The sequence below is a fragment of the Paenibacillus terricola genome, assembly GCF_014779765.1.
GTDB classification, from domain to species: Bacteria; Bacillota; Bacilli; order Paenibacillales; family Paenibacillaceae; genus Paenibacillus_T; species Paenibacillus_T terricola.
Genome location: NZ_JACXZA010000007.1, coordinates 176,797 through 201,396, shown reverse-complemented (window position 1 = coordinate 201,396; position 24,600 = coordinate 176,797). Strand labels below are relative to the sequence as shown.

At 52.3% G+C, this 24,600-nt stretch carries 21 protein-coding genes; 11 read left to right on the top strand and 10 right to left on the bottom strand.

Translation table 11 applies throughout. The features are described 5' to 3' along the window. Window positions 1-160 precede the first annotated feature (160 nt). Window positions 161-721 carry a hypothetical protein gene (locus H8B09_RS24785; RefSeq protein WP_191206279.1) on the bottom strand — a complete coding sequence of 187 codons (561 nt, stop codon included), beginning with the start codon at window positions 719-721 and terminating at the stop codon, window positions 161-163. Window positions 722-813: 92 nt separating this feature from the next. Here H8B09_RS24785 and H8B09_RS24780 point away from each other — a divergent pair, with 92 nt between their 5' ends. From H8B09_RS24780 to H8B09_RS24755, 6 genes are all read left to right on the top strand, one after another. Next, complete coding sequence (locus tag H8B09_RS24780; RefSeq protein WP_191206278.1) at window positions 814-1,407, top strand: TetR/AcrR family transcriptional regulator; 594 nt, start codon at window positions 814-816, stop codon at window positions 1,405-1,407. Between the two features lie 178 nt (window positions 1,408-1,585). Continuing rightward, window positions 1,586-2,671, top strand: coding sequence for a GerAB/ArcD/ProY family transporter (locus tag H8B09_RS24775; protein WP_191206277.1), 1,086 nt, complete (start codon window positions 1,586-1,588; stop codon window positions 2,669-2,671). Continuing rightward, window positions 2,668-4,140 (top strand): spore germination protein, encoded by a 1,473-nt coding sequence (locus H8B09_RS24770; protein WP_191206276.1) that lies wholly within the window; start codon window positions 2,668-2,670, stop codon window positions 4,138-4,140. The genes H8B09_RS24775 and H8B09_RS24770 overlap by 4 nt, the downstream gene beginning before the upstream one ends. 5 nt (window positions 4,141-4,145) lie before the next feature. Further along, window positions 4,146-5,309 (top strand): Ger(x)C family spore germination protein, encoded by a 1,164-nt coding sequence (locus H8B09_RS24765; protein WP_191206275.1) that lies wholly within the window; start codon window positions 4,146-4,148, stop codon window positions 5,307-5,309. A 498-nt stretch (window positions 5,310-5,807) separates the two neighbouring features. Further along, complete coding sequence (locus H8B09_RS24760; protein WP_191206274.1) at window positions 5,808-6,212, top strand: VOC family protein; 405 nt, start codon at window positions 5,808-5,810, stop codon at window positions 6,210-6,212. A gap of 138 nt (window positions 6,213-6,350) precedes the next feature. Next, window positions 6,351-8,090: an NHL repeat-containing protein gene (locus tag H8B09_RS24755; protein ID WP_191206273.1), complete on the top strand. Its 1,740-nt coding sequence runs from the start codon at window positions 6,351-6,353 to the stop codon at window positions 8,088-8,090. A gap of 197 nt (window positions 8,091-8,287) precedes the next feature. Here the strand turns inward: H8B09_RS24755 and H8B09_RS24750 are convergent, their stop codons facing one another. The 4 genes from H8B09_RS24750 to H8B09_RS24735 all read right to left on the bottom strand — a co-directional run bounded on the left by H8B09_RS24750 (window position 8,288) and on the right by H8B09_RS24735 (window position 12,801). Continuing rightward, window positions 8,288-8,977, bottom strand: a complete 690-nt coding sequence (locus H8B09_RS24750; RefSeq protein WP_191206272.1) for an AIM24 family protein — start codon at window positions 8,975-8,977, stop codon at window positions 8,288-8,290. Next, window positions 8,974-9,426 (bottom strand): hypothetical protein, encoded by a 453-nt coding sequence (locus H8B09_RS24745; RefSeq protein ID WP_191206271.1) that lies wholly within the window; start codon window positions 9,424-9,426, stop codon window positions 8,974-8,976. Before H8B09_RS24745 ends, H8B09_RS24750 begins: the two co-directional genes overlap by 4 nt. Before the next feature lie 146 nt (window positions 9,427-9,572). Beyond that, the gene (locus tag H8B09_RS24740; protein ID WP_191206270.1) at window positions 9,573-12,014 is read right to left on the bottom strand and encodes a CLIPPER-2 domain-containing protein; all 2,442 of its coding nucleotides are present in this window, start codon (window positions 12,012-12,014) and stop codon (window positions 9,573-9,575) included. Window positions 12,015-12,156: 142 nt separating this feature from the next. Next, window positions 12,157-12,801: a TetR/AcrR family transcriptional regulator gene (locus H8B09_RS24735; RefSeq protein WP_191206269.1), complete on the bottom strand. Its 645-nt coding sequence runs from the start codon at window positions 12,799-12,801 to the stop codon at window positions 12,157-12,159. A gap of 163 nt (window positions 12,802-12,964) precedes the next feature. On the opposite strand from H8B09_RS24735, the gene H8B09_RS24730 reads away from it, so the two are divergent. Continuing rightward, entirely contained in the window at window positions 12,965-13,717 is a 753-nt protein-coding gene (locus H8B09_RS24730) for an SDR family NAD(P)-dependent oxidoreductase (RefSeq protein ID WP_191206268.1), read from the top strand. A gap of 139 nt (window positions 13,718-13,856) precedes the next feature. On the opposite strand, the gene H8B09_RS24725 is transcribed toward H8B09_RS24730, so the two are convergent. The 3 genes from H8B09_RS24725 to H8B09_RS24715 are packed head-to-tail and all read right to left on the bottom strand — an operon-like array spanning window position 13,857 to window position 17,007. Next, window positions 13,857-15,023 carry a DHHW family protein gene (locus tag H8B09_RS24725; RefSeq protein WP_191206267.1) on the bottom strand — a complete coding sequence of 389 codons (1,167 nt, stop codon included), beginning with the start codon at window positions 15,021-15,023 and terminating at the stop codon, window positions 13,857-13,859. Window positions 15,024-15,057: 34 nt separating this feature from the next. Continuing rightward, window positions 15,058-16,434, bottom strand: a complete 1,377-nt coding sequence (locus tag H8B09_RS24720; RefSeq protein WP_191206266.1) for an MBOAT family O-acyltransferase — start codon at window positions 16,432-16,434, stop codon at window positions 15,058-15,060. 6 nt (window positions 16,435-16,440) lie between these two features. After that, the gene (locus H8B09_RS24715) at window positions 16,441-17,007 is read right to left on the bottom strand and encodes a DUF4358 domain-containing protein (RefSeq protein ID WP_191206265.1); all 567 of its coding nucleotides are present in this window, start codon (window positions 17,005-17,007) and stop codon (window positions 16,441-16,443) included. Between the two features lie 254 nt (window positions 17,008-17,261). On the opposite strand from H8B09_RS24715, the gene mprF reads away from it, so the two are divergent. From mprF to H8B09_RS24695, 4 genes are all read left to right on the top strand, one after another. Next, window positions 17,262-19,934, top strand: coding sequence for a bifunctional lysylphosphatidylglycerol flippase/synthetase MprF (mprF, locus tag H8B09_RS24710; RefSeq protein ID WP_191206264.1), 2,673 nt, complete (start codon window positions 17,262-17,264; stop codon window positions 19,932-19,934). Window positions 19,935-20,022: 88 nt separating this feature from the next. Continuing rightward, window positions 20,023-20,595 (top strand): manganese efflux pump MntP, encoded by a 573-nt coding sequence (locus H8B09_RS24705; RefSeq protein WP_191206263.1) that lies wholly within the window; start codon window positions 20,023-20,025, stop codon window positions 20,593-20,595. A 61-nt stretch (window positions 20,596-20,656) separates the two neighbouring features. Then, entirely contained in the window at window positions 20,657-21,235 is a 579-nt protein-coding gene (locus H8B09_RS24700; RefSeq protein ID WP_191206262.1) for a TetR/AcrR family transcriptional regulator, read from the top strand. Window positions 21,236-21,319: 84 nt separating this feature from the next. Then, a complete protein-coding gene (locus H8B09_RS24695) occupies window positions 21,320-22,180 on the top strand; it encodes an SDR family NAD(P)-dependent oxidoreductase (protein ID WP_191206261.1) in 861 nt (286 codons plus the stop codon). Window positions 22,181-22,257: 77 nt separating this feature from the next. Here H8B09_RS24695 and H8B09_RS24690 read toward each other — a convergent pair whose 3' ends face one another. Both H8B09_RS24690 and H8B09_RS24685 read right to left on the bottom strand, forming a co-directional pair. After that, window positions 22,258-23,793, bottom strand: coding sequence for an MDR family MFS transporter (locus H8B09_RS24690; protein WP_191206260.1), 1,536 nt, complete (start codon window positions 23,791-23,793; stop codon window positions 22,258-22,260). Further along, window positions 23,790-24,449, bottom strand: coding sequence for a PadR family transcriptional regulator (locus H8B09_RS24685; protein WP_191206259.1), 660 nt, complete (start codon window positions 24,447-24,449; stop codon window positions 23,790-23,792). The genes H8B09_RS24690 and H8B09_RS24685 overlap by 4 nt, the downstream gene beginning before the upstream one ends. Between the last annotated feature and the right edge of the window lie 151 nt (window positions 24,450-24,600).

The window sequence follows — 24,600 nt, the reverse complement described above, 5'->3', positions numbered from 1 at the left end:
GGGATTATTATTGTCGAAAAAGCTCGTCAACTCATTATATTCGATAGAGTAGGGGATGAGTATTAAAAAATAGGTCAAATTGACTAAGGGCCAAGGATTTTGTTCACAAATGTGAACTCCTTGGCCCATGAAAGGCAAACATTCTTGTATATTTGAGCCATTAACGCTCGATATCCTTGTTTAAGTGTCTCTTGGAAGGCCGTGGCCACAGTGTATAGCTGAAACTGATCAGAAAATCTATGCCGACAATAATAGACCATAAGCGGATGATATCCCGCAGGCTTTCGGTTCGGCTGTCATCATTGACCCACAACAACATGATGACCAGCAGGGCGCAGCCAATCGCCCATGACGCGAGATGGCGGTACCAGCCGTGTCTTTCGTTGCGCGCGTGCGCGGGACCGTGCTTAGGCCGCCGTTCCGGCGGCGGGCCAGAGGCGAACCGATGTGCGAAGCGAACATCTGCCCAGCGTATAAGACGGTGCCCATACACGATGGAAGCGCCGATGTAGATGGCGGCGACGCCGTGTTCCCATCCTGCGACTGCCCCTCGCCTCAAGTCGGCGATGGCCGCAATGAGCAGCACCAGATCAATAATCGGTGTACAGAACAGCAGCAGTGCTCCCGCCTTGGGCAGTTTCAGCACATATCGGAATGTCAGTCCCAATAAGACGAACACCCAGAAGGCTGCCTCGCATCCAACAATTAACGCAGTAATCAAAGGACTCCACTCCCTTATATAGCACAACTGTATTATATAAAATCATTATAGCACATCTGTATTAAAAAGATACTTTGATCTATAATAAGGATATGCCTAAAATCGTCGATCACCAATTACGGAAAGAACTGCTGGCGGAGGCAGCTTGGCGGGTCATTCAACAAGACGGCCTTGATGGGCTGTCGGTCCGCCGGGTAGCCGATGAAGCGAACCTCTCTCTGGGAGCGCTCCGTCATTATTTTGATACGGTAGATGAGCTGCTTGCTTTCTCGATGCGGCTTGTTTCCCAGCGTGCGAATGCGCGAATTGAAAGCTTGCCGTTCACCGGCAACGTCCGTCTCGATACGGAAATGATCATTCTGGAGCTTATTCCGCTTGACGAGACCCGTCTTGCGGAGGCGCAGGTATGGCTTGCATTCGCAGGGAAGGCGGTCTCGTCTCCGGCAATACAAGCGCTCAGCCTTGAGGTTCACGAGGAGCTCTATACTGGATTTCGGCGCACGGTTGATGTATTGGTTCGGGAGCAGTGGGTCGATACGGTTCTGGATGCTGAGCTGGAGACCAAAGCGCTCCATGCGTTTGTAGACGGCTTAGTCGTTCATTGCGCGACCTTCCCGGAGCAAGTGCCGCCGGAGCAGGCTAGGCGTATGGTCTCGTATTATCTTGACGGGTTGTTCAGGTCATAGCTGCACATTGCGAATATGAATATCGTGCGAGGACAATGACAGGCTGCGAGTAAGCAGTCTGTTATTGTCCTTTTTGTCTTGCTCTACAAGCAGACGCTGTTCGTGAGCAGCGTGCATAATCATTCCATTGTATGGAAAATATACCTTGAAATAAGAATGGTAAGCGAGGGGGACGACAGTGGAAACGGGTTACTCCAAGCTGCAGCTATTGTTCCTGCTGCTGCTATCGCTCGGTATATCGAATCATGTGCTTATTATTCCATATCTTCTTCAGCAGGCCGGACGCGATGCTTGGGTGAGCGCGATAATCGCTTTTATTTTGTTGCTTATCTGGGGATTGATTCTTTATTCCATCTGTCGATCGATTCGACTGCAGACGTTTAATGATTGGCTTAAGCAGCGCACAGGAAGGTTTGTATCAGGCATTATAATTGGAGCCTTCTTTACTTACTTCTTGATTTCCGCTTTGATGATCGTGTTTGATGCGACCAAATCCATCAAAATATACTTTTTGCCGAGAACGCCCTATTTCGTCATCGTGATTACCTTTGCGGCTATCTGCTATTCCGCTGCGAAATCGGGGCTGCGCGCCATCATATACATGTCGGCCATTCTGCTTCCCATCGTATGGTTATTGGGGACGGGAGTTTCGGTCGCCACTTCGCCAAGCAAGGAGTACAGCATGCTTTTCCCTATTTTCTCGAACGGATTCGGTCCTGTCTTACATGGGGCAGGCATCGTCTTCGGGGGATGCATGGATCTCATGGTCATCCTGCTGTTGCAGTATAAAATGAAAAAGCCGTTGAACATTCCGTTTATTTTCGTCTCTGTCTTTCTCTTGGTAGGACTTATTCTTGGCCCCGTAACCGGCGAGATCGCCGCATTCGGGCCAAACGTGGCGAGCAACATGAGGTTTCCCGCCTTCGAACAATGGAGGCTTGTCATGATCGGACCGGAAATTTCGCATGTCGATTTTCTTGCGGTTTTTCAGATGATGGTGGGCGGTGTCATTCGCAATGCGCTCTGTCTCTACTTGTTGGCGGAGCTGATTCAGTGGCGCCCTGCTGCATTTCCACGAGCCGTGATGGCCGCTGTCAGCGTGCTTTTTTGTTTAATTCCGATTTTCAAGATAAGCGATATTTGGTTTCAGTCGTTCGTCCAGAGATACTTCTACATGTTTTCTATCGTGTTTGGCATCGCGATGACCTGTTTGCTGCTCATCATTAGCAATCTGTCTCCCAAGAAGGAGGGAGGAACGGCATGACATTGTCTCCTGAGGAACAAGGGCTGTACGCTTCATTGGATCAAGAGCTTCGCAGCGGGAAGCTGAATCGAGCGTTGCTGGTGCAGGCTTTCTCAGCGCAGGCTGATATTGTTTTTCCCTCAGTCGTTAATATGGGAGGATTCGATAAGCTGACGGCTTTCTATTGCGAGGGAATGATCGACAAGGCAAGGCTGAATCAATACTTCGCAAGCATCTGTCAGCATATTGCACAGGATTCCGTGGGCGCGCAGAACGAAGGCGAAGATGAGTCGCTGCCTATTATGGAGGTCCAGCAGTCAATTGAAGTAATGATCTCCAATGTATTCTCGGGCAACCTGATTATTCACGAGGAGGGCAGCGCCGAGTATTGGATTGCAGATATCTCGAACATCCCGAGGCGGATGCCCCAGGAATCGAACACCGAGATTTCGATTAAAGGACCGAAGGATGCGTTCACGGAGGAACTGTCCACGAATATCGGACTTATTCGCAAGAGGCTGCGAACCGGTTTGCTGTTTAATGAGTCGTTCAAAATCGGCAGTGTAAGCAAAACCCAGATATCTTTGTTATATATGAAGCATAAGGCAAACCCCGACACCATATCTGAAATACGCAAGCGGCTGCAAACGATCGATATCGAGAATTTGCTGAGCGCCGGCCAATTGGAGCAGTGGCTATCCGATCGGACTTTATCTCTGTTTCCGTTGTTCGATTACATCGGAAGGCCTGATTATGCAACAGAGGTGCTGTACCAAGGGAAGTTCGTCATTATTGTCGAGGGCTCGCCCATGGTGCTGATCGGGCCTGTCTACTTTTTTGAACTGCTCAAATCGCCGGAGGATGCTCATTTTCCCTATCATTACATCATTCTTCAAATGACCATACGTACTTTGGGCATGCTGATCAGCCTCTTTCTGCCGGGCTTCTGGATTGCGATCTCCAGCGTTAATGTGGAGCAAATCCCATTGAAGCTGCTGGCGACTGTCGTCATGTCTCGGGAAGGATTGCCGTTCCCTCAAATATTGGAGGCCATGATGCTCATTTTCTTGTTCGAATTGCTCCGCGAGGCAGGCGTCCGCCTGCCGAAGGCGGTCGGCCAGACGATCGGCATTGTCGGAGGCATCATTATCGGGGATGCGCTTATTCGAGCCGGTCTCGCATCGCCTACGCTTTTGGTTACTATTGCGATTTCGGTCGTAGCAACGTTTGCGCTGGTTAATCAGTCGCTGACGGGGACGGTCAGCCTGTTACGAATTTATATCATCCTGCTGTCGGCCGTTCTTGGCGTATATGGTTTTGTTCTCGGATTGCTATCCATTCTGATTTACTTGTGTCGACTTGAATCGTTTGGTCTGGCCTATCTAGGTCCGGTTGTTGCGGTCGGCGAGAAGGTTACCTTTTCCACTTTCATGACAGCGTTGATGCAAAGGTTTAAATTCTCTTCATCGATGCTCAAGAAGAGAAGGTGAGAAACATGGGACGAACGATCATGGCCATCGCGGTCCTTATTTTCCTGCTGTGCGAGACAGGCTGCTCAACGGATATCAAGCAAATCGAACGATTGAATTTCGCGAATGCGATCGGCATCGACTTCCAAGATGGCGAATATTACATTTATGTGCAGTTAGTCAGTTTCCAATCTGTAGCGAAGTCGGAAGGACCGAGACAACCTGCTAAGACATGGGTTGGCAAAGGCAACGGCAAATCGTTCGAAGATACGTTCTTCAGAATCTATCTGACGGCGCAGGAGAGAATTATATGGGCGCATGTGACAGCCATCGTTTTCAGTGAGAACGCATTGAAGGCAGGCCTTGCGCCGGTTATCGATTCCATTAACCGATACCAAGAGTTTCGGATGACGCCGTGGGTTTTTGCCACGAGAGGCGATGTGAGAGAGATGTTATCCGTGAATGGATTTTATGATAAATCTCCGCTTAGCACCATCCTTCATGCTCCTATTGGGACCTATTCGCAGAGCTCCAATATCGAACCGATGAAGCTTTTTACCATGGTGAAGGATATGACCGAGCCCGGCAATACTACCGTTATTCCCGTGTTGAAAGTCAATAAGGAAACATGGACAATGACCGACCATAAGACGGATCCTAAATATGAGATCGAAGGCGCCATTTTCATGAAGAATACCGCTTTTAGAGCTTATATTCCGCTTAAGAAGCTGAACGGCCTGCGGTGGATGCAGCGCGGTACGGTCCGAGCAGCGGTCTCGCTCCCCAGCCCCGAGCAGATGTTAGTGGAAGTCATTATGGAGTCACCTAAGGCAAAGGTGACCCTTGTGAACCGAGGAGGGCAGCCGCAATATAAGATCGACGTTAGAGCAACGGGATATGTGATGTATCGGGAGAACAACGCGTACCCTGAATTGTCGGAGTTAACGTCAGAGACGGAGAAAGTCATCAAGGAAGAGATCAGGCAGTTGTATGACCTCGGCGTGAGGAAGAAGACGGATGTGCTTAATCTGGAGCATGCCTTATATGTTAAGAACAATCGACTATGGAAGCGAGCGCATCCGATCGAGGATTATTTGTCATCGGAGGAGCTTTTGAAGACCATAGACGTCCATGTATCCATTACGCATTCCAATGCATCGAAGAATAAACGAGTCAACTTTCCAGAATGAATAAAGTTTATGGCTGCGATGAGTCCGTGCTTGTCGCAGCCTGATTGCGCTTGATTCCCTTTTCCTCGTAGTAGATCTCTTTCTCCATCTATCGTTCCCCTGCAGGCTATTGGTATAGTTGAAATATTACAATTTATATGCAAAAACAAATTTAATCATTTCATGGCTTACCCATTTCTTCGACCCGCTCGTATCCGTTATTCATACTGAACAACAAATTGGGAGGGATTAAGGTGGCGGCAGCAAGATTTCATCTGCAAGTGATTGAAGTGCCTGTACGCAATGTGAAGAAATCGGTGGACTGGTATACGGGCATGTTCGGACTCGAGTTCTGTTTCCCTCGTTGATCCGGATGGCAACCGTATGGGTATATGGGGTGGGTGGCCGGAGGAGTAGAAGTAAGGTTTCTTTAAATAGTAAATTTTGGGTTGCAATGATATAGTTATAGGGGTGAGTTGGGGAGATAAATCTATAGGTATCGGGGGGGGGGGGCAAACGATGAAGGTTAGACTTGAAGGTGTCACTTTAATCGCAAGCGATGTAGGGGTGCTGGCTGCCTTTTATCGGGATGTCATTGGGTTTCAGATTGTCGTAGAGGAAGAGCATTATGCAGAACTTAAGAACGAAGGGGTTCGGCTCGCAATATGCTCCAGATCGCTTATGGCTGAGAATACGTACGGCCACTCGTCCTACATTGAACCGCATAGAGGACAGGCTGTTGAGCTTAATTTCGAATGCGAATCCCCAGAGGCTGTACGCGAATTGTACGAACAGTACATTGCGCAAGGTGCCGTATCGGTTGCAGAGCCCGTCGTTAAGGATTGGGGACATACGACTGGATTTTTCGCCGATCCCGAAGGCAATATTCACTCGCTGTTTGCGGTGAATTCGGTGAGTGTGTGAGTGAACAAGAATGAACGCGGGGCGTAAATGCCTTCGCGTTTTTTTATTTTAACCAATCGTAACTTTCGGTGTGGAAGTCTCGTTTAATTAATTAGTAAAAATTGTATGAATTAGCAGCGGGGGGGGTGTTCGATTCCGATGATAAGAGTTCGAGGCGGAATGGCAGTCTTTACGATCATGATCATCCTCACGCTGGTGCTGCAAGCATGCAGCGAGGTGACGACAGTCGATGACAAGACACCTGATATAACCGATAAGCAGGAATCTGTCACTCACAATAACCTACCGACCAACATGCCTCTATCGGACAATACCGAGCTCGTCGAGCTGCAAGATGAATCTGGCGCGAAGGTGCTTGTGGAACACAAGGATCCTGAAGTCATCCAGCAATTGCTGCAGGGAATGAGGGACGCGCAGCCGTCGTATATAGGGGACCCTGAACCGAAGGGTACTCTGTACAGAATAACGCTGGTCAGCGGTGAAGAGAAACTTACTTACGCGATTAATGATTTAAGCAGAACGAATGCTCTAACGGAGAGCATTAAGCTCTATGATATGCCCCGCAACGGAGAAGGAACAAAGGCCTGGCTTGTACCAACGGCTTGGTTTCAGCTTCTGATGGATGCTCGGACGAATCATAACGAGCCAGAGATAGCTGCCATCCCTGATGAGGACAGTGATAGGGTGATACTCATCGCCAATCGGGATATCGATCAGCAATCGGTTGAAGCGTCGATCGCGTCCACGCTGATGGTCAATTCAGGGCAGGACAACCCGCAGGTGAAATTTACGATTCAAGCGACTGATCCACGCCGGATGGTCGTACAGTTTCCTGATCCTCCTCAAGGGGTGGTGGTTCGGTTCAAAGTGGAGGGGGCTAAGTCAGTGGACGGGCACCAGTTCCGTGCTCGTCTGCAGGAGGATGGCGAGTTATTGATAACGATCCATCTGGGCCTTGCGTGGAGCGGGCTGCGCTGGCTGGATACAACAGGAGCAGTCGTTCACGAGCATGGTTTCGACTCGGCACGGTTCATTGAGCCCTCTCGCAATGAAGATGGTAATGAGCGGGAGCTAATGATTTATAACCAAGACAACTCCGTGTATCGGCTTCCGCTTGAGGAAGAAGGCGAGATTGAGGACGTCACTATTCGAGACTGGCCAATCAGCCAAGACACCGGTAAGTACAATAGCGAGTATGGTATTAATACAATCTATTCCTACTCGGATGACCATGCCAACCTCTATGTGGCGCAGGGACTCCAGACGATATATAAAGTGAACCCGGAAGAAGGAACGAAACAGCCTATCTACATGTCAGATCGACCGATTTACGGGATTGCTTCTTCTCCAGACGGTAAGCATGTTGCTATCCTTGTCGATGTCGAGCATCTAGGAGCAGCAGCCGATCTCATCGTGATCGATGCCAAGGGCAAGGTCGTTTCGAAGTTCGCGAAGGCAGCGAGCACGGGGCATAGCGATGGTTTTCATTTTATATACCCTGTCAGATGGACGAATAACAGCACGATCGAAGTACCGTGGATTAACGCGAAGCGAGAAACCATCCAATATGATTACAAGAAGGGACTGCTATCCAAGGCGGACAATGTGAAGCTGCCTGAAGATGCGCGTCAGCTTCTCGAAGAGAAAATCGGGAAGCGGGAAGATACGTCGATCATCCGAGTATTGCAGAAGCCAGGAGACAGAGAAGGAAGGTACTATGCTGTGTTTGTGGCTGACGGCATAGGGAGCTGCCTAATTGATCTGCAAGAAAAGAAGGTCATCCTGCTTGGTTCCGGCGCGCTTATGGCATGGACGCCAGTGGGGCAAGTCGTAGTCTGGCATTCGACGGAAGGGAAAAACGCGGATTTTATAGGGTGAACGAAATTAGACGTGGCGTAACGCAACTCCTTGCTCAGCACACCTACCGATCTTGACATAATCGCATCGGTTAATGTCGGATCGGGCTGCGCATATGCGGGGTAGAATCGCATTCATCGTCCGCGCAGCAGCCAAGCCAACATGAAGAGGATTCTAACCCAGTGGGTTAGAGTCCTCTTCATGTTGCAGGAGATGCTTTACTTGATATACACGCTCCCGAACGGAAGCACCTCGCGCAGAATGCGTTTGATCAAGCCGCCGTCCTGCAGCTGAGCTTCAAGCTCGGCGTCGCGCGAACCGGTCTGGATAAGCACAGGGCCGCTGCCCCGCAGCTCCCACTGCACGTTCATATGCTGGCTGGCCAGCTTATTGCCGTACACCGACAGCCGGATCGAAGCCGTGCCTGGGTACGAGATCAAAGCGCCCGCCTCCACGAACAGCGGCTTGTCCGGTTGAAGCTGAATCGTCATCATGTCGCCCGATGTGATGATGCCGAGCCGCCCGGGTCCGGTGAACCGCATGCGGGTCAGCTCTTTCGTAATCCATGCGTTCTTGAGCTTCTGAACGATAGACTTCATCGTCATGCCCTCGGTGAAGAACATCACATGCCGCAGGTCGAACAGCAGATTGCTCTTCTCGTCGATCTCGACGACTTCGAGCGAACAGCCAGCGGGCAGCCCTATTACGAGCTCGGATGGTCCTTGGAATTGAGATTGAATCATTTTGCGCTTGTGATAGATGCGGGCAAGGTTCATCAGCCGGTCTTCGCGATGCTGCGGCGAGCCTTGGAAAGCAACGACCGACTTCGGATGCAGCAGATGCAGCTTGTCCGCCTCTTCAAGCGAGATGTGCACATGACCAAGTCGTGCGGGTGTTACGATGTTCATCCGCTGATCCCGCCTTCACGGAATGGCCGATGTCTGCGCCATGAGAGGTACCGCCAGATGCGGATCGCTAGGAAGTAGGCAATGAACAGTCCCGCAACGATACCGATGCCGGTGTACATTTTGCGTTGAAAAGCTTCCTTCTTCTTCTGCACCTGCTCGGCTTCCGCCTGCAAAGCGGCGTTCTGTTCCATTAGTTGTTGATTCTGCTTCTGAAGCTCTTCCTGTTGGCGTGCCAGTGCCTCAGCTGCTTTCCTGGACTCCTCCAGTTGCTGGGACAGCTGTTCATTCGCTTCTTTATATTGCTGCTCAATCTCGCTGATCTTGTCCGGTGCGTTATAAATATCTTGGACCCGGCTGATGAAGCTTGCGTGAACAGGCTCGGCTGGCCATGCGGATACTATAAGGCCAACTATGAATAGTATGCCAATCGTTTGAATAATTGCGCGCATAGGACAACCTCCTATCCCGATTGCAGTGATGCAATAATGTTATTACATCTATAATACCTCGAATCTATTAGAAAAGTTGCAGCATTCATAAAGCCCCTTCGTTTTCCTAATGGAAAGCGAAGGGGCTTCTCGTTACAATGCTTGTTTTATTCCTCTTCTTCCTTCACCTCGACCTCGACCCGGTTCGATTCCTCTCGGAATTCGGGGCCAGAGACAACGACTCGGAATAACGCCTCTGCTTGATTGGATACTTTCTCGGTTTCGTTAATCTGCTCAGGAATGGCTTGAAAGGTAACGATAATTTCACCGCCTGGCGCGATCGAACCCAGCTTAATCTCTTCGGGGTTGGCCCCTGGATGACGGCGGCCGTTAACCCTTACACTGTCTTCCACGAATTGCAGCGGCTTCTGCACGACATCGATTAGACGCAGATCGACCAATTCCACTCGTCCCGCGTTGGCGATGACAATCCGATATGTGATCGGATCGCCTACAGCAACCTCTTGAGGTGAAGCCGACTTGGTAACGTGAAGCGGCGGCGGGACAACGGTGACTTGATTCGAATCACTGGTCGGCGGCGCTTCGACGGAGACGACGGTTGCAACGTTGCCAATGATGGCGCCATTCGCAGCGTCGGACGGAACAACGAAGGTGCGCTGGATCGTTACGGTCTGTCCGGGAGCAAGAGTGGTAATCGTCTCAACAACGCCAAGAAGCGGGTCTGTAAGTACGATGCCCGTCAGAGGGATGTTGCCCGTGTTGGATGCTTTGATCGTATACGTAATCGTATCGCCGGGAGCAGCAGTCGTTCGATCGGCGGACTTGGTTGCTTCCAGCCTCGGAACTGGCGGCACGATGACGGTGGCCGAGGCCGACACTTGGCCAGTCTGGTCGGATGATGCGATAGCGGTATTCAACAGCGTCGTGTTGCCCGTTGTGCCCAGCGGTATCGTGAACGGTACGCGGAAGGTGACGGACTCGTCAGAGGGCAAGTGCGGAATATTGTGCTCAAAATGAAGCGTCGGGTCCGTGACATTCACATTGGTGAGCGGAGCATTAGATAAGTTCGTTATTGTAATCGTATAGAAGACAGTCTCTCCCGCTATCGCGGAAGCTCGATCCACAGTCTTCGTTATAGCGAGCTCATAGATCGGCGGCTCAATCGTTGTAATGACTTCGTTGGACGGAATATCGCCTGTGTTAATCTCCCCGCCGGCAATGCTCTGGTATTGGAACTCCACAAGCGCTTCATTCCGAATGACGCCGACTTCCGGGAACGAGACGATAACGGCTTGATACGTTACCGTAACCGACTCGCCTGGTGCAAGAGATCCCAAGCTAATGCCGGCAAGCGGGTCGCCAGCTGTCGGGACGCCATTGACTGCAAGGCTGCCAGGGACGAATGCCGTATCGTTCGGCAAACTGTCCAGCAGGAACATCGCATCAGCCGATACCGTGCCCGAATTGCCGATGACGACCGTATAAGTCAACGTCTGGCCAAGCTCGGCAGAACTAGCATCAACGGCTTTCTCAACTGTAATGCGAGGAGAGTTAATATCGATGTAGATGCCGACCGCAATGACAGAGTAGCCATCGTTCGTCGTCCGAAGCTGGAAGACGGCGGACGTCTGATTGTTCGTCAGCGTCTCGGAGATGTCTACGTTCGTAATGTCCCAGCTCTGCCTGCCGCCAACGATCTGCGTGCCTGGTTCTCCATTGATCTGATTCCGATCCCCGAACGTCCCCGATGTATCCAAGTTGCCGCTGTCATTATTAATCTGCGAGGCGAAGAAGTTGTTAAGGAAGTTGTTTGGCCCGCTAAGAGCCGTCAGGCTGGCCTCGTTAGGACCGAATGCAACCTGATCGCCTACCTTGTTAGCATCCCCATCCTGTGCGACGAGAGCCATCCGACCGCTAACGGGACCGGAGATAGGCGTGGCGAAGCCGGTTAAGGAGGTAGTGACGGAAGGATCGCTTCCGGTCGCGATCTCGACGATACCGACATTGAGGCTCAAATTGCGGAATGGCATGTCTGGGTCGCTGTAAACGACGCATAATACCCAGCCGCAGCTGTTGGCCGTGCTGTTGCCGAAGTCGATATTGCCGACGACGCCTCCAACCGTGTATGTACCGGCGCCACTCTGCTGGATGATGGAGGTCACGTTCGCGGAACGGAGGTAGTTATCCGTTGCGTTTCGATGCGAGATTTGTGCAGTCGCTGGATCCGGCGCAATAGCGAACGTCATCCCCTGCGGTGTCGTCAGTGAAACCGATTTGTCGATAAAAGCGAAATAGTTATTCGTTCCGCCTGTCACGTTGTACGTCCCTGCCCATACCAGTTCTGCATAGAGCACTTCGCTCTCGACAGGCAGACGGAGAATGGCGCTCGCGCTATTCATGTTGAAGTCGGATACCGTGCCCGCAGGGTAGCTGCCGAATTGCAGGTTCGTATCGATGGATGTGAAAGCGCCGATATAATCGCGGGTGCCGGGAACGCCTTCTTGGGACGAACGGCTAAGTCCAAGCGTATTGCCCGTGAACGTAATCGCCCCGGTGTCGTTGCCGCTGAAACGAAGGATGAATGGCATAAAGTCACCGCCTATTCTGCATAACTTCTTCGTATCAGGTATATGCTTAGCGGCTTGGCACTATGTTTCCAAGGCCAAACACAAAGAACGCTTCCCAGCAGTGTCCGGCAAGCGTTCTTTGTGTTTGGTACGACAGTACCGTCTATTTGCTCTTCACATAGTCGAGGAACATCCCTTTGAGGATGAGCAGCTGCGGTCGTGACTCGAGGTCCGACTCGAACAACAGAATGTTGTTCTGCAGCGATAGCTGTCGGGAGAACTGCCCGAAGGCATTCATGATCGTGGTCAGCGTCTCTTTGACTTGCAAGTCCTGGCGGATCGAGCCGTCTTCCATCCCCGACTGAACAATGGCGGCAAAATGCTGCGAAATACGTCGATGCAGCGCAACGAATGTCTCCATATCTTCAACAGGCTCAAGCGAATGAGCGGCATAGCTGTCGAAGTCGATCATATATTTGGCGCTGGCGCGGTCATGCTCCTGAATGAGGAAGTCGAACAGCCGCTCCAGCTTGTCCAGGCAAGAGCCTGGCAGCGCCGCAGTTGTCATGAAGGCATCATGAATCGGCTGCAGCAGCTTAGTCGCCACCGCAACGATCAGTTTCTCTTTCTTCGGAAAATACCGGAACAGCGTCGCGATGCCGATATTGGCCGCATCCGCGATATGCTGCATCGATGTTTTCTCGATTCCTCTGTTTATAAACTCGCGCTCCGCCGCTTCTACAATCGATAGCTGCCGCTGCTGTTTGCCGTCTTGCCGTTCTTTCTCATACCGTTCTTTAGCGTCCATACGTGGTTACCTTTCGTGGATCGATTAGCCATCAATTATAAGGGTATTATAACGATGTCAACTACTACTAGGCAAGGATGCGTTGCGTTCTATTTGCGATAGTGATATAGTCTGTATCATAGTGATATATACACTATCATTTTGCTTCTAAGGAGAGATGATCATGAGTCGTCTAGCAAATAAAGTAGCCATCATTACAGGTGCAGGAAGCGGTATGGGCCGGGAAGAAGCACTGTTATTTGCGCGCGAAGGCGCGAAGGTGGTTGCAACCGACATCAATGAAGCAGCGGTGCAAGCCGTCGTGAAGGAGATCGAGGCAGAAGGCGGAGTCGCGACAGCAATCGCCCACAACGTCGCTTCGGAAGAGCAATGGGTCAGCGTGGTTGCAGCAACGATCGAAGCGTATGGCAAAGTCGACATTCTCGTCAATAACGCTGGTATTTCTTTCGCAGTCGGCATGTTGGATACAACGGTCGAGCAGTGGGACAAAGTAATGAATATTAACCTATCCAGCGTGTTTCTCGGCATGAAGCACGTGGTTCCTTATATGCAACAGAACAATGGCGGTTCGATCGTGAACATCTCGTCGATCGCTGGCCTTACCGGAAGCCAAGGGGCTGGTGCTTATACGGCATCGAAGGGCGCTGTTCGCATGCTGAGCAAGGCAGCGGCTGTCGACTACGGCAAGGACAACATCCGCGTCAACTCGGTTCATCCGGGCTTTATTGAGACGCCGATGAGCAAGGAGTTCGTCACGAACGAGCAAATGCTCCAGTGGTTCCTGTCCCAGACCGCGCTGCCGCGCGTCGGACAAGCTGTTGAAGTGGCGAAGGCCGTCTTGTTCCTCGCGTCGGACGACGCTTCTTACCTGACAGGCATCGAGCTTCCGGTAGATGGCGGCGTGACGGCGAAGTAAGAAGCAATCGGACTAGAGCAATTATTAGATTGATTGTTATACCAAGAAGGAGCGGTCTCGAAAGCCCACAAGTTGGGCGAGACAGCTCCTTCTTTATGTTGATATATGTTTATTCATGTTGCTCGATTGCGACCTTGATCTAGACGCTGCTCTTCGTACCGAGCTTCAGCAGCTCGGAGCTCTCCAGAAACGTTGCCGTATTGAACAGGAACAGCACCTGTTGAATGCCGTTGTCTTTCATGTATTGACTGATATTGCCGTTGTAATAGCGCATATCGATGACATGCAGCTCTTGCACATGCGATGTTAGAAAAGGAAGCATGCTGTGCGCATACGAGTCTTTGATGACGAGAAGTTTATCCAACTGGACATCAGCGGCCGGAAGCTCGGTCTTGATCGTCATAAGCGCGTGAACGCCGCCAAGAAAGTAGGAATATTTGTCCTTCTTGGACAGGAAGCTGGTGTCATACAGCGACTCGCTCGTCGAGCGATCATCGGCAACCGACACGGTCGTATGCAGCGGCTTCTTCGGCGTATACACCTCGATCGAGTCGGGCTTCACACCGCTGAATTGGCTGCGGGTATGATAGCTTCCGAGGAACGAGCGAGTCACCGTCTCGATGTTGAACGCCGACTCCGGCAGCGGTTCCCAGCCCATCTGCTTCGAATAAGCCGAATAGGCGAGATAGGCGCCGTATGTCGTCCAGTGATGATCGGTCCGATAATAGATGGGGCGATTACCATCGGTGGCATCACTCAGAAAATCAAACCCATTCAGAAACGTCAGCTTCCCCTTGAGCTGCTCCTTCACGAACGCATTCACATCCCGCTGCGAGTCGGCGGACGCCAGCCAAGGCAGCCGCTCTGGATACATGCCGATTGAGGTTGGCGCCAGCATGAACGTCATGCCTGCTTCAGGATGCATAGCGGCCCAGCGCTGAACGACCTCCGCATATTCCTTCGCTTTCGCATCATCCGGCTGTTCGAATTTCTCGAACAAGTAGCCGCCTTTTCCTTTGTAGATGCCATTGTTCTCTTGTTGCAGCCGCAGCTGCTCCATCTCCGACTTCAACTGCACCCAGCTCGTCCGCATTGGAAAATGGTCCGTCACGAAGCCTTCAGCTTCCAGCGAGAATTGTTTGTTCCAAATATGGCTCCAGCTTAGCTCAGGCGGACGCTGCAAGACGCGGTTCTCCGTCTCTGAGAAGGTCTGCATCGGGAGCGCAAGGAACAGCACCGCCGCTGCAAGCAGGGCGGAGACGAAGCCGCCGACTAGAATGCGATCGGATCGTTGACCCTTATTCATAGATGACAACACCTCCCCCTTCTCTCTCATTCAGTTAGAACCTGAAGTATAAGAATGGATTAAACGTCGCATCCACGAGGTAAGCGACCGATAGCACGAACAGAACGAAGCAACAGATCAGCTGAACGGGGCCGCGCCGCGGCAGCTTTAGCAGCGGCGTCGAGGCGATAGCGAGTATGACAAGCAGAATCGCATTCGTGTAGAACAGATAGCCGGTGTTCGCATCCCACAGCGGGCTGCCGTTGCCTCCTACCATTGCGAGTAAGAAACCGCCGAGCTGTTCCATCTGTTCGAAGGCGAACAATACCCAGCCGACGAGAATGAGCAGCAGGGCGTAGATGTGCCGAACCCAGCGGGGGCTGCGCTCGAGCAGTCGGAGCAGCCACGTTTTTTCGAATACAAGAATAACCCCGAAGTAGAGCCCCCACAGCATGAAGTTCCAGCTCGCCCCATGCCAGAAGCCGGTGAGCACCCAGACGATGAGGATGTTACGCAGTTGCAGCCAAGTGCCTCGTCGATTGCCGCCCAGCGGAATGTACACATAGTCGCGGAACCAGCTGCCCAGCGAGATATGCCAGCGCCGCCAGAAGTCCGTAATGCTCTGCGCGGTATACGGCTTGTTGAAGTTCTCGTTGAACCGGAAGCCGAACATGTGGCCCAGTCCGATTGCCATATCCGAGTACCCGCTGAAGTCGAAGTAAATCTGGAACGAGAATGCGATAATGCCAAGCCATGCAGTTAAGGCAGGCATCTCGCTTGCACTCGAGTTGGACACCGTATGCCACAGCAGGCCGATGTTATTAGCCAGCAGCACTTTCTTGGCGAGACCGATGATAAATCGGCGTACACCTTCCGCGAACAGCTCTACCGTTACTACGCGATTCTTCAACTGCTCCGCAATGACGGAATATTGGACGATCGGTCCGGCCACCAGCTGCGGGAACAATGCGACGAATGTGCCGAAGTCGATCCAGTTGCGCTGCGCCTGCACTTTGCCGCGGTACACGTCGACGATGTAGGACATCGATTGGAACGTGTAGAACGAGATGCCGATCGGCAGCGCTAAGTCCGTCAGCGGGATATTCGTACCAAGCACAGAGTTAACGTTTGAGATGAGAAAATCCGCGTATTTGAAGTAGGAGAGCAAGGCCAGGTTGACGACGATAGACGAAGCGACAATCCCTTTGCGCTGCCTTGGAGACAGCTTCGGCCTGCTGAGCAGCAGGCCGAAGCTGAAATCCGTCACGGTGGACAGCAGCATAATGACAATGTAGACAGGCTCGCCCCAAGCGTAGAAGACGAGGCTGGTCAAGAACAGGATCAGATTCCGAATCCGCCGCGGAGATACGTAGTAGAGTATGAGTACGGCGGGCAGGAACAGGAATAAGAATAGCAGGCTGCTGAACACCATAGGCGGTTACTTCGCTGCGAAGTACGTATCGAATTGCTTCGTCAGCTTCTCAGTTGCGTCTGCGTCAGAGATGACGAACAGAATGTAATTGCCTTTGGTCACGAGCTTATAGTTCTTCGCGTTCTCGTATTGATCGGGCAGATACGTCTCGAATGTTTTCTGAACGTCCGCTGCACGCAGCTTGATCGCGTCTTCGACAGTCTGGACGTCTTTCGCGTCTTTGACCTTTATAACTGCGAGCTCATTCGTCTTCACGTTCATGAGCGGGATTTTGACAACATAGGATTCGAGCAGGGCAGGGTCAAGATGATAAAGCGTCTTGATGTCTGCTTCCGTCAGATCTACAAGCGGTGGCTGTTCCGCCTGCTTGAGCAGATCGTCGGACATTTCAGCGACCGTCATGGACGGCTCAGGTGCAGTAGCTGTACCTTTATCGTTGCTAGCGTTCGAGCCAGTCTCTGTAGTGCCTGGTTTAGAGGAAGTATCGGCGTTGTTATCGTTATTGGACGAGCATGCGGACAACATCAGACCGACGAGGGCGACGCTGATAAGAGTTGCGATACGTTTTTTCATGATGTAATTCTCCTTTGGAACAAAAGTTAGTATTGCACGGCTGCCGTTGCCATTAGAAACGACCGTTAGTTCGGGAATGTTGCATGCAATAAATGTAAGGGGGCTATTAAGCAGGAGATAGAGGCAGAGAAGAGGCTCGCAAATATCGCCACAGGAGGTATTTGAGACCTGTTCGAACGATATGCTATATTGATCTCGCAGCTGCATGAAATAGACATTTAGTGGCACAAATTCTCCTAGGAGGCCCCGATAGAATGGACCACAATGAAACGGACCGGCAGCGTGAAGATAGACCGCTCTACAGGAGAGGCAGACAAGTTATTCGCTTTCTCATTCCGATTGCTGTGCTGCTGTTCCTATATACGCAAACTCGGCTTTTTATTAGAGAGATCAGTCTGCCAGCTGCTCTTCATACGCTGAAACATATCCAGCCATTAGACCAACTGCTGATGGTTGCTGTGTGTCTGTTCGCAATTGCGTTGATGACGTTATATGACCTGCTTCTCTTGAAGTGGAACGGGCATAAGCTGACTCTGTTGTCCATATGGAAGGTTAGCTGGATCGCGAATACGTTCAATAATGCGATGGGCTTCGCTGGCTTCACGGGGGCGGGGCTCCGTCTGACGCTATATCGCAAGTGGGGCATCCAGGGACCGGGCTGGATGAAATCGATCCTCTATCTGTCATTGGCGGGGCCGATAGGTCTGTCGCTGCTCGCGCTGCTGCTCTTGTTCGGTGTCTGGCATGATCAAGGGCTGCGTATCGATCATCCTTGGCTGCTGATCGCTGAGATTGCAATAGCTTCGTATGCCATCTTGTTTTTGCTGCTTCATAAATTGCCCATCATTCGTGCAAAGCTTGGCTTGTCCGATGAGGGGAGCCATATGAGGCTAAGGTCTCCTCTCACACTCATCGGCGTATCCGTGCTGGAATGGGCAGCGGCCGCTTTTGCATTCTGGACGCTCGTATGGCTATTCCATCTTCCGCTAAGTTTTCGGGACACGACCGGCATCTATGTGACGGCTGCAGTAGCAGGCGTAGCGAGTTTCATCCCAGGCGGACTTGGTTCCTTCGATGCCGTTATGCTCCTTGGTCTTCAGAGCGCAGGCGTGTCCGCTAACCAAGCGTTTGCAATTATTTTGCTATATCGCGTCTTCTATTACTTCATTCCATGGTGCATCGGATTGGCATTCGCCTCGACGGAATGGATGCCTAGCAAGGATAAATGGACGCAGGCGCAGCATCAACTGCTTAAACCGGCAATTAAACGATGGCTGACCTTATGGAACTGGCCAAGTCAAACGGCGTTCATGCGTGATATTAGCAACTGGGCGCTGGGCGCATTGGTGTTCATCGGCGGCCTCGTTCTTCTAGTGTCGGCGGCAACGCCCGGGCAATGGCATCGCATGAGTGCGCTGGAGCATTACGTAACCCCGCTGACGATGAAGAGCTCCCACCAGCTCACCGTGCTGATCGGGTTATCCATGCTTATCGTCTCTGAAGGCATCTACCGACGTGTGAAGCGGGCCTATTACTTCACGCTAGTTCTGTTACTAAGCGGTTCCGTATTCTCGATCCTCAAAGGGTTTGACTACGAGGAAGCGTTGTTCCTCGCCGTTATATATGTCCTGCTCTGGCTGTCCAAGGATCGGTTCAATCGGAAGCAGCTGTCTTTTCATTGGCACAAAACAGTTCTATGGGCTGGTATTACACTGATCGTTGCACTGCTGTACGGGACGATTGGATCGTTGGCCAACAATCCAATCCCTTCTGCGGCATCGCATCTGGCGCACGAGCATATGAGATGGCTTGCGAAATTCGCCCTCAAGGATTATGAGCTCCGCAGGGAAGCTGTGCTTGCCCTTGCTGCCAGCTGGCTGCTGCTGTCGATGAGGTGGTTCCTCCGGCCGGGACTCCCTCCGGCTGCGCAGCCTGACCACCTGGAACTCGCGAGGCTCCAAGAGCTTCTGAAGCGAGAGGATGGGAACTACCTAACGCATCTTCTATTCCTTCGAGACAAGAGTCTGATGTGGTCCGAGGATGGCAAGGCCGTCATCGGTTATGGCCGCTCCGGCAAAACGCTGGTGGCGCTCGGCGACCCGATCGGGGACCGCGATTCTGCTCGGGCGCTAGTGGGACAATTCCGCGATTTTGCCGATCGTTATGCAGCCGTTCCAGTGTTCTATCAGGTTAGAGCCGAATCGCTGCCCCTGTACCATGAATATGGATTCCACTTCTTCAAGCTGGGTGAAGAAGCGGTCATTCCCTTAGCGGACTTTAAGTTATCCGGCCGCCGTAAAGCCGATCTGCGCGCGGCATTCAATCGGTTTGAGCGGAATGGTTACACCTTTCAGATGGTTGAGCCGCCTTTTTCACCCTTGCTGCTGATGGAGTTAAAGGAAGTATCTGACGAGTGGCTCGGCGATCGGACGGAGAAGGGGTTCTCGCTCGGCTGGTTTAAGGAAACCTATCTCGAGCTCGCGCCTGTCGCATTGCTTCGGGATGGCGATAATCGACTTGCCGCGTTCGCCAGTATGATGCCGGTGTATGATAAGGGCCGGACCGCCTCGATCGATTTGATGCGGCACCGCAAGGACCTTAGCGGCATCATGGATGCGTTAATGGTGCATTTGCTGCAGTGGGCGAAGGATCAGGGGTGCTCTTATTTCAATTTAGGCATGGCCCCGCTGGGGAAAGTCGGCGAATATACTTACTCCCACGGCGGCGAGCGGGTTGCAAGGCTCGTGTTTCTTAAGGGGAATCATTTCTACGGATTTCAAGGCATTCGGCGTTTCAAGGACAAATTCGACCCTGTGTGGGAACCGAGATATTTGGCTTATTCGAAGAAAACAGTGTTCGCGAAGACGCTGTTCCAAGTTACGAGATTGGTCTCTAGGAGTCCGGATGACGATACGCTCAAGCTGTAGTCAGTAGCAGGTGGGAGAAAATTCCCCCAATCATCTGGGCATCAGCCTGCATATCATATTTGACCGAACCATTGGGAGGTCAACATGAATGCACTGGTTAACGATTACAATGATCGGCATTGCCGCTAATCTAGATAACTTGGGAATCGGGATGACGTATGGCGTGCGTAAGGTGCGCGTTCCGCTAGTATCGAACGCAGTAATCGCGTTGATGTCGATGATCGCGACATGTCTGTCTATGCTGCTGGGCTATTACTTATCCGGTCTGCTGCCAGCTTATTGGGGCAATTTGATTGGCGGGCTGATGATAATCGTGCTTGGCGTCTGGGGGTTGGTCGGCAGCCTGCGCAAGCGCAGCGACACCATTGCTCAGATCGCTGATGACAAGGATAAGAACAAGGACCAGGTCATCTCATGGATCGAATCCATCTCATTGGGATTCGCCTTATCTGTTAACTGTATAGCAAGCAGTCTAGGGGCTGGCGCGAGCGGCGTGTCGCCATGGTTCACGGCATTGTCGGTCGGCGTATTCTCCCTTGCATCGATTGAGATCGGAGGCAGGCTGGGCGTTCGCATTGCTCATTCCTGGGTGGGCAAGTATGCGGAATTGCTGGGCTGCTTGCTGCTGATTGCAATCGGCTGTTATGAGGTTGTGGTATAAATCATACTTGAACGATCGTTCCAAATTGGATATACTGGAAATGAACAAAGGGGAGACGCGTATGGTACGTGCCAAGGCATTCGATCCGGCGGTCGCGCTGGATAAAGCCATGCACGTGTTCTGGAAGCATGGCTACGAGAAAACGTCGGTCAGCGATCTGCTGGAAGCGTTGGGCATCAATCGAGGAAGCATGTACGATACGTTCGGTGATAAGCATGCGCTGTTCCTTGCTTGCTTGAGACGGTATGCGCAAGTTTATATGTCCCGAGCGATCGATGCGCTGTCGCGGCCGACGCCTGTCATTCCAACGCTCAGGCAGCTGTTCCGCAACGTGAAGGACCTTGTGCATGAGGATCGGGCCAGCTGGGGCTGTCTAATGGTGAACACGGCCAATGAGCTGGGCATTCATGATGCCGCTGTAAGCGAGATGGTGACCAACAACTTCTTGCAGCTGGAACAGGCGTTTGCTGGTTTCCTAGAAGCGGGCAAGGCGCGTGGCGAGGTGCGGACGGAGACCGATACCGCGGCGACGGCGAGGTATCTGGTCAGCGCCTTCGCAGGCGTTGCTACGATGGCGAAGACGGATGTGACCGCGCCATTCATCTATGACGCGATTGAAATCATGCTTAAGGGGATTTAAGAGTTGGCCTGTCGCTTGGATGACAGGCCGCTCTTTTGACCATATTGGAATGATCGTTCAAATATGAGAGGAGATTGATGAACGATGAACGAAACGCGGAACACGCGTCGTCCATTAGCGGTTATTACGGCATCCTATTCGGGGCTCGGAACCGCACTCACCAAGCGACTGGCACAGGCGGAATATGATCTGGTTCTTATTAATCGAGATCAGGAACGAATGAACAAGCAGATGCAGGAGCTGCGGGCGGCGAACCCGTCGCTCTCCGTCCAAGGGGTAGCTGCGGATCTATCGGATCAGGGGGCAATACGCGGGGCAGCCCGACGGGTCGCCGAGCTGCATTCGCAAGTGGACCTTCTCGTTCATAATGCAGGAGCCTTGCTGGACCGTCCCGTTCTATCCCCTCTCGGCAACGATGTCCATTATGAGGTCAACACCGTTGCGCCTTTCCTGCTGACCGAGCTGCTGCGGGAGCAATTGGCTGCCTCGGGCGGCGCGACCGTCGTAGCGGTTGGCTCAAGTGCGATGAGGATGGCGCGAAGGCTGGATCTGGCGGGACTTCGCAGGCCGGAGAAGTTTAAGAAATTCACGCCGTATGTGCAGTCGAAGCTAGCAGCCGCCGCTGCATTCCAGGCGCTTGCCGCGGATTATGCGAAGGATGGCATATCGCTGCGAGTAGTGGATCCCGGCCCTGCGAAGACGTCGATGTCGAAGAGCGCAGCGCTTCCGAGTTGGTTCCGTCTGTTCCGCCGCTTCTTCGCTGCGCCTGAAGCAGGCGCGGCCCGCATCTATGAAGCGGCAACGGCAGCCCGATTCGCAGACGCGCCGAGTATCTATATCGAGCGGGGCAGATCGGTTCCGCTGCCCGCAGCAGCATTGAAAGCCGAGACGCAGCAAGGGCTGCTTGCGCTGCTGAGGGAGACGACAGAGCGGACGGGGGCGTAATTGGTCTCGGCCATAATAAAAAGCTGTTCCGAGGGTCAATGGTTCTGACCCTCGAGACAGCTTTTTCCCAATGCGAATTAATGTGATGCCGGTTTATAGTCTGCCGCATGCTCCATCTCGCTCAGCTTCTTGCGGCCCATGAAGAACGTGAAGAGCAGCGCCAGAACGGAAGGAATGACGGCCCATGCGAACGTATGCGTGATCGAGTAGGAGAGACCGGATGTGATCTTGTTCAGAATCGGTTCCGGAATGAACTTCCGCATCTCAGGAGCCAGAATGGCGCGCGGATCGCTGAGGTTGACGTCAGTCGGAAGCTGGGCCTTCTCGTCAGCCGTGAACAGCTTGCCGAATTGATTAAGCATCGTATGGCTCTGAATAATGCCGAATACCGTAATGCCGATCGTCATGCCAAGCGATCGGAGGAAGTTCAGCGTCGCAGAAGCCGTCCCCCGTTCCTGCGGCGAGAAGGAGAAGATGGCGGCGTTACTGAGCACGGAGAACGAAGCGCCGATGCCGAGCCCGACCAGAATCATGAAGATCACGACCGTATAACGATGCGAATCGACGCCAAGCGTCGTAAGCAGAATCGTGCCGACCGTCAGCAACGCAAGCGTCGGAACCATGAGGGCGCGGAACGACAGCTTCATCATAAGCGCGCCGCCGAAGGATGCCGTCACGACGGAGCCAAGCATCATCGGCAGCAGCACTAGACCGGAATCCGTCGACTTGCCGCCGAATACGCCTTGAATGTAGATCGGGATGTAGACCGAAGCCGTAATGAAGGCGGCGCCGCTGAACATCGCGATCGCGTTGCTCGACCAGTACAATCGGTTTTTGAACATGCTGAATTTGATAATCGGCTCTGCTGCAATTCGCTCGAAGAGGATGAAAGCAAGGATGAGCACGGCGAATCCGGCGAACAGACTAAGGATGATGCCCGAATCCCATGCATATTCTTTGCCGCCGAGCTCCAGTGCGAACATGAGGCAGATAACAGCGCCGACAAGCGCTGCTGCGCCAAGCCAGTCGATTCGCTGCTTGCTGTGCTCGACCGATTCTTTGTAGAAGAAAGCAACCAAGATGAAAGCAATGAGGCCAAGCGGAAGATTGATGTAGAAAATCCATTCCCACTGAATATAGTCAGTAATGTAGGCTCCAAGCAGAGGTCCGAAAATACTCGACATGCCGAATACGGCGCCGAACAATCCACCCAATTTACCGCGGCTTTCAGGCGCTACGGCGTCGAACATGATCGTGAAGGCAACCGGTACGAGCGCGCCGCCCCCGATCCCTTGAATCGCGCGATAAATACTTAACTGTACGATCGATGTTGCGGTTCCGCATAGAATCGATCCCAGCATGAAGACGAGAATGCCGAATACGAAAAATTTCTTCCGTCCGTACATATCGGACAGTTTGCCGAAAATCGGCATCCCAGCCATCTCAGCAACCATATAGGCCGATGTAACCCATACGAATTTGTCTAGTCCGCCCAGTTCACCAACAATGGTGCCCATAGCTGTCGCGACAATGGTATTGTCCATGGACGCCATGAGAATGCCGAGCAGCAGGCCGGCGATTACGAGGCCAGCGCTTTTACGTTGTACGGTCATGGTAACGTTGTTCCCTTCGATTGTAATTTGGAGTTTTGCAGCTGTGCGTCATCGGCAGGTGTGGTCATATGCCAGATGGTTTCACCCTCTGATTGCTCTGTCAGGCTGCCGTTCTTGATGTCTTCCTTGAATGCCGTCAGCCACCGCAATTCACTGTCTAACTGATGGATGATGTATTCGGACTCGATGACGAATATTCTTGAAAGACCGATCCCTCTTGCGAATTCAATGCCCGCCCGCCGTTCAGCGATCGACTTATTGATGAACCCGATACGGAGTTCCAGCAATTCGATCATTTCCGGCGGAGGAATATGTCCGATAAAAGCGAGCGCCGCGGGAAATTGAGGATATTCCTTTGCCGGCTCGTAAACCATCTCCCGGAGCCAGTCGTGAAACCCTACCCTTCCTGTCTCTGTAGGTGCGTAGATCGTTCGCTCGGGGTGCCTCCCTTCCCGCTGGGTTTCCAGCGGAATGATCCATCCTTGCTTCAGCAGCGCCTCCACGACGGAATACAGTGAACCGTTGTTCAGCTTAATGACGTCGGGTATGCCGCGCTCCTTCATCGTTGCCGATATCTCATACGGATGCATCGGCTTCTCATGAAGCAGCGACAGGACGGCAAGTGCCAGCATATTGGATATTTTGCGGGCGGCCATCGCCTTCACTCCTTCCTTTCTAACAGTCGCGAGCCATATAGTCGATCTCGAGTATACGAGATCAAATAATGGCTGTCATCGTTCTGGAGACCGATAACCAACGATTTGTCGCAAGAAGCGGACGTAATCATTTTCTTACTATATCTGGAAG

Excerpts from the sequence above, each read along its gene's own strand:
- H8B09_RS24780 (WP_191206278.1), top strand. The coding sequence starts at position 814 with ATGCCTAAAATCGTCGATCACCAATTACGGAAAGAACTGCTGGCGGAG.
- H8B09_RS24770 (WP_191206276.1), top strand. The coding sequence starts at position 2,668 with ATGACATTGTCTCCTGAGGAACAAGGGCTGTACGCTTCATTGGATCAA.
- H8B09_RS24765 (WP_191206275.1), top strand. The coding sequence starts at position 4,146 with ATGGGACGAACGATCATGGCCATCGCGGTCCTTATTTTCCTGCTGTGC.
- H8B09_RS24760 (WP_191206274.1), top strand. The coding sequence starts at position 5,808 with ATGAAGGTTAGACTTGAAGGTGTCACTTTAATCGCAAGCGATGTAGGG.
- H8B09_RS24755 (WP_191206273.1), top strand. The coding sequence starts at position 6,351 with ATGATAAGAGTTCGAGGCGGAATGGCAGTCTTTACGATCATGATCATC.
- H8B09_RS24750 (WP_191206272.1), bottom strand. The coding sequence starts at position 8,977 with ATGAACATCGTAACACCCGCACGACTTGGTCATGTGCACATCTCGCTT.
- H8B09_RS24745 (WP_191206271.1), bottom strand. The coding sequence starts at position 9,426 with ATGCGCGCAATTATTCAAACGATTGGCATACTATTCATAGTTGGCCTT.
- H8B09_RS24740 (WP_191206270.1), bottom strand. The coding sequence starts at position 12,014 with ATGCCATTCATCCTTCGTTTCAGCGGCAACGACACCGGGGCGATTACG.
- H8B09_RS24735 (WP_191206269.1), bottom strand. The coding sequence starts at position 12,801 with ATGGACGCTAAAGAACGGTATGAGAAAGAACGGCAAGACGGCAAACAG.
- H8B09_RS24730 (WP_191206268.1), top strand. The coding sequence starts at position 12,965 with ATGAGTCGTCTAGCAAATAAAGTAGCCATCATTACAGGTGCAGGAAGC.
- H8B09_RS24725 (WP_191206267.1), bottom strand. The coding sequence starts at position 15,023 with ATGAATAAGGGTCAACGATCCGATCGCATTCTAGTCGGCGGCTTCGTC.
- H8B09_RS24720 (WP_191206266.1), bottom strand. The coding sequence starts at position 16,434 with ATGGTGTTCAGCAGCCTGCTATTCTTATTCCTGTTCCTGCCCGCCGTA.
- H8B09_RS24715 (WP_191206265.1), bottom strand. The coding sequence starts at position 17,007 with ATGAAAAAACGTATCGCAACTCTTATCAGCGTCGCCCTCGTCGGTCTG.
- mprF (WP_191206264.1), top strand. The coding sequence starts at position 17,262 with ATGGACCACAATGAAACGGACCGGCAGCGTGAAGATAGACCGCTCTAC.
- H8B09_RS24705 (WP_191206263.1), top strand. The coding sequence starts at position 20,023 with ATGCACTGGTTAACGATTACAATGATCGGCATTGCCGCTAATCTAGAT.
- H8B09_RS24700 (WP_191206262.1), top strand. The coding sequence starts at position 20,657 with ATGGTACGTGCCAAGGCATTCGATCCGGCGGTCGCGCTGGATAAAGCC.
- H8B09_RS24695 (WP_191206261.1), top strand. The coding sequence starts at position 21,320 with ATGAACGAAACGCGGAACACGCGTCGTCCATTAGCGGTTATTACGGCA.
- H8B09_RS24690 (WP_191206260.1), bottom strand. The coding sequence starts at position 23,793 with ATGACCGTACAACGTAAAAGCGCTGGCCTCGTAATCGCCGGCCTGCTG.
- H8B09_RS24685 (WP_191206259.1), bottom strand. The coding sequence starts at position 24,449 with ATGGCCGCCCGCAAAATATCCAATATGCTGGCACTTGCCGTCCTGTCG.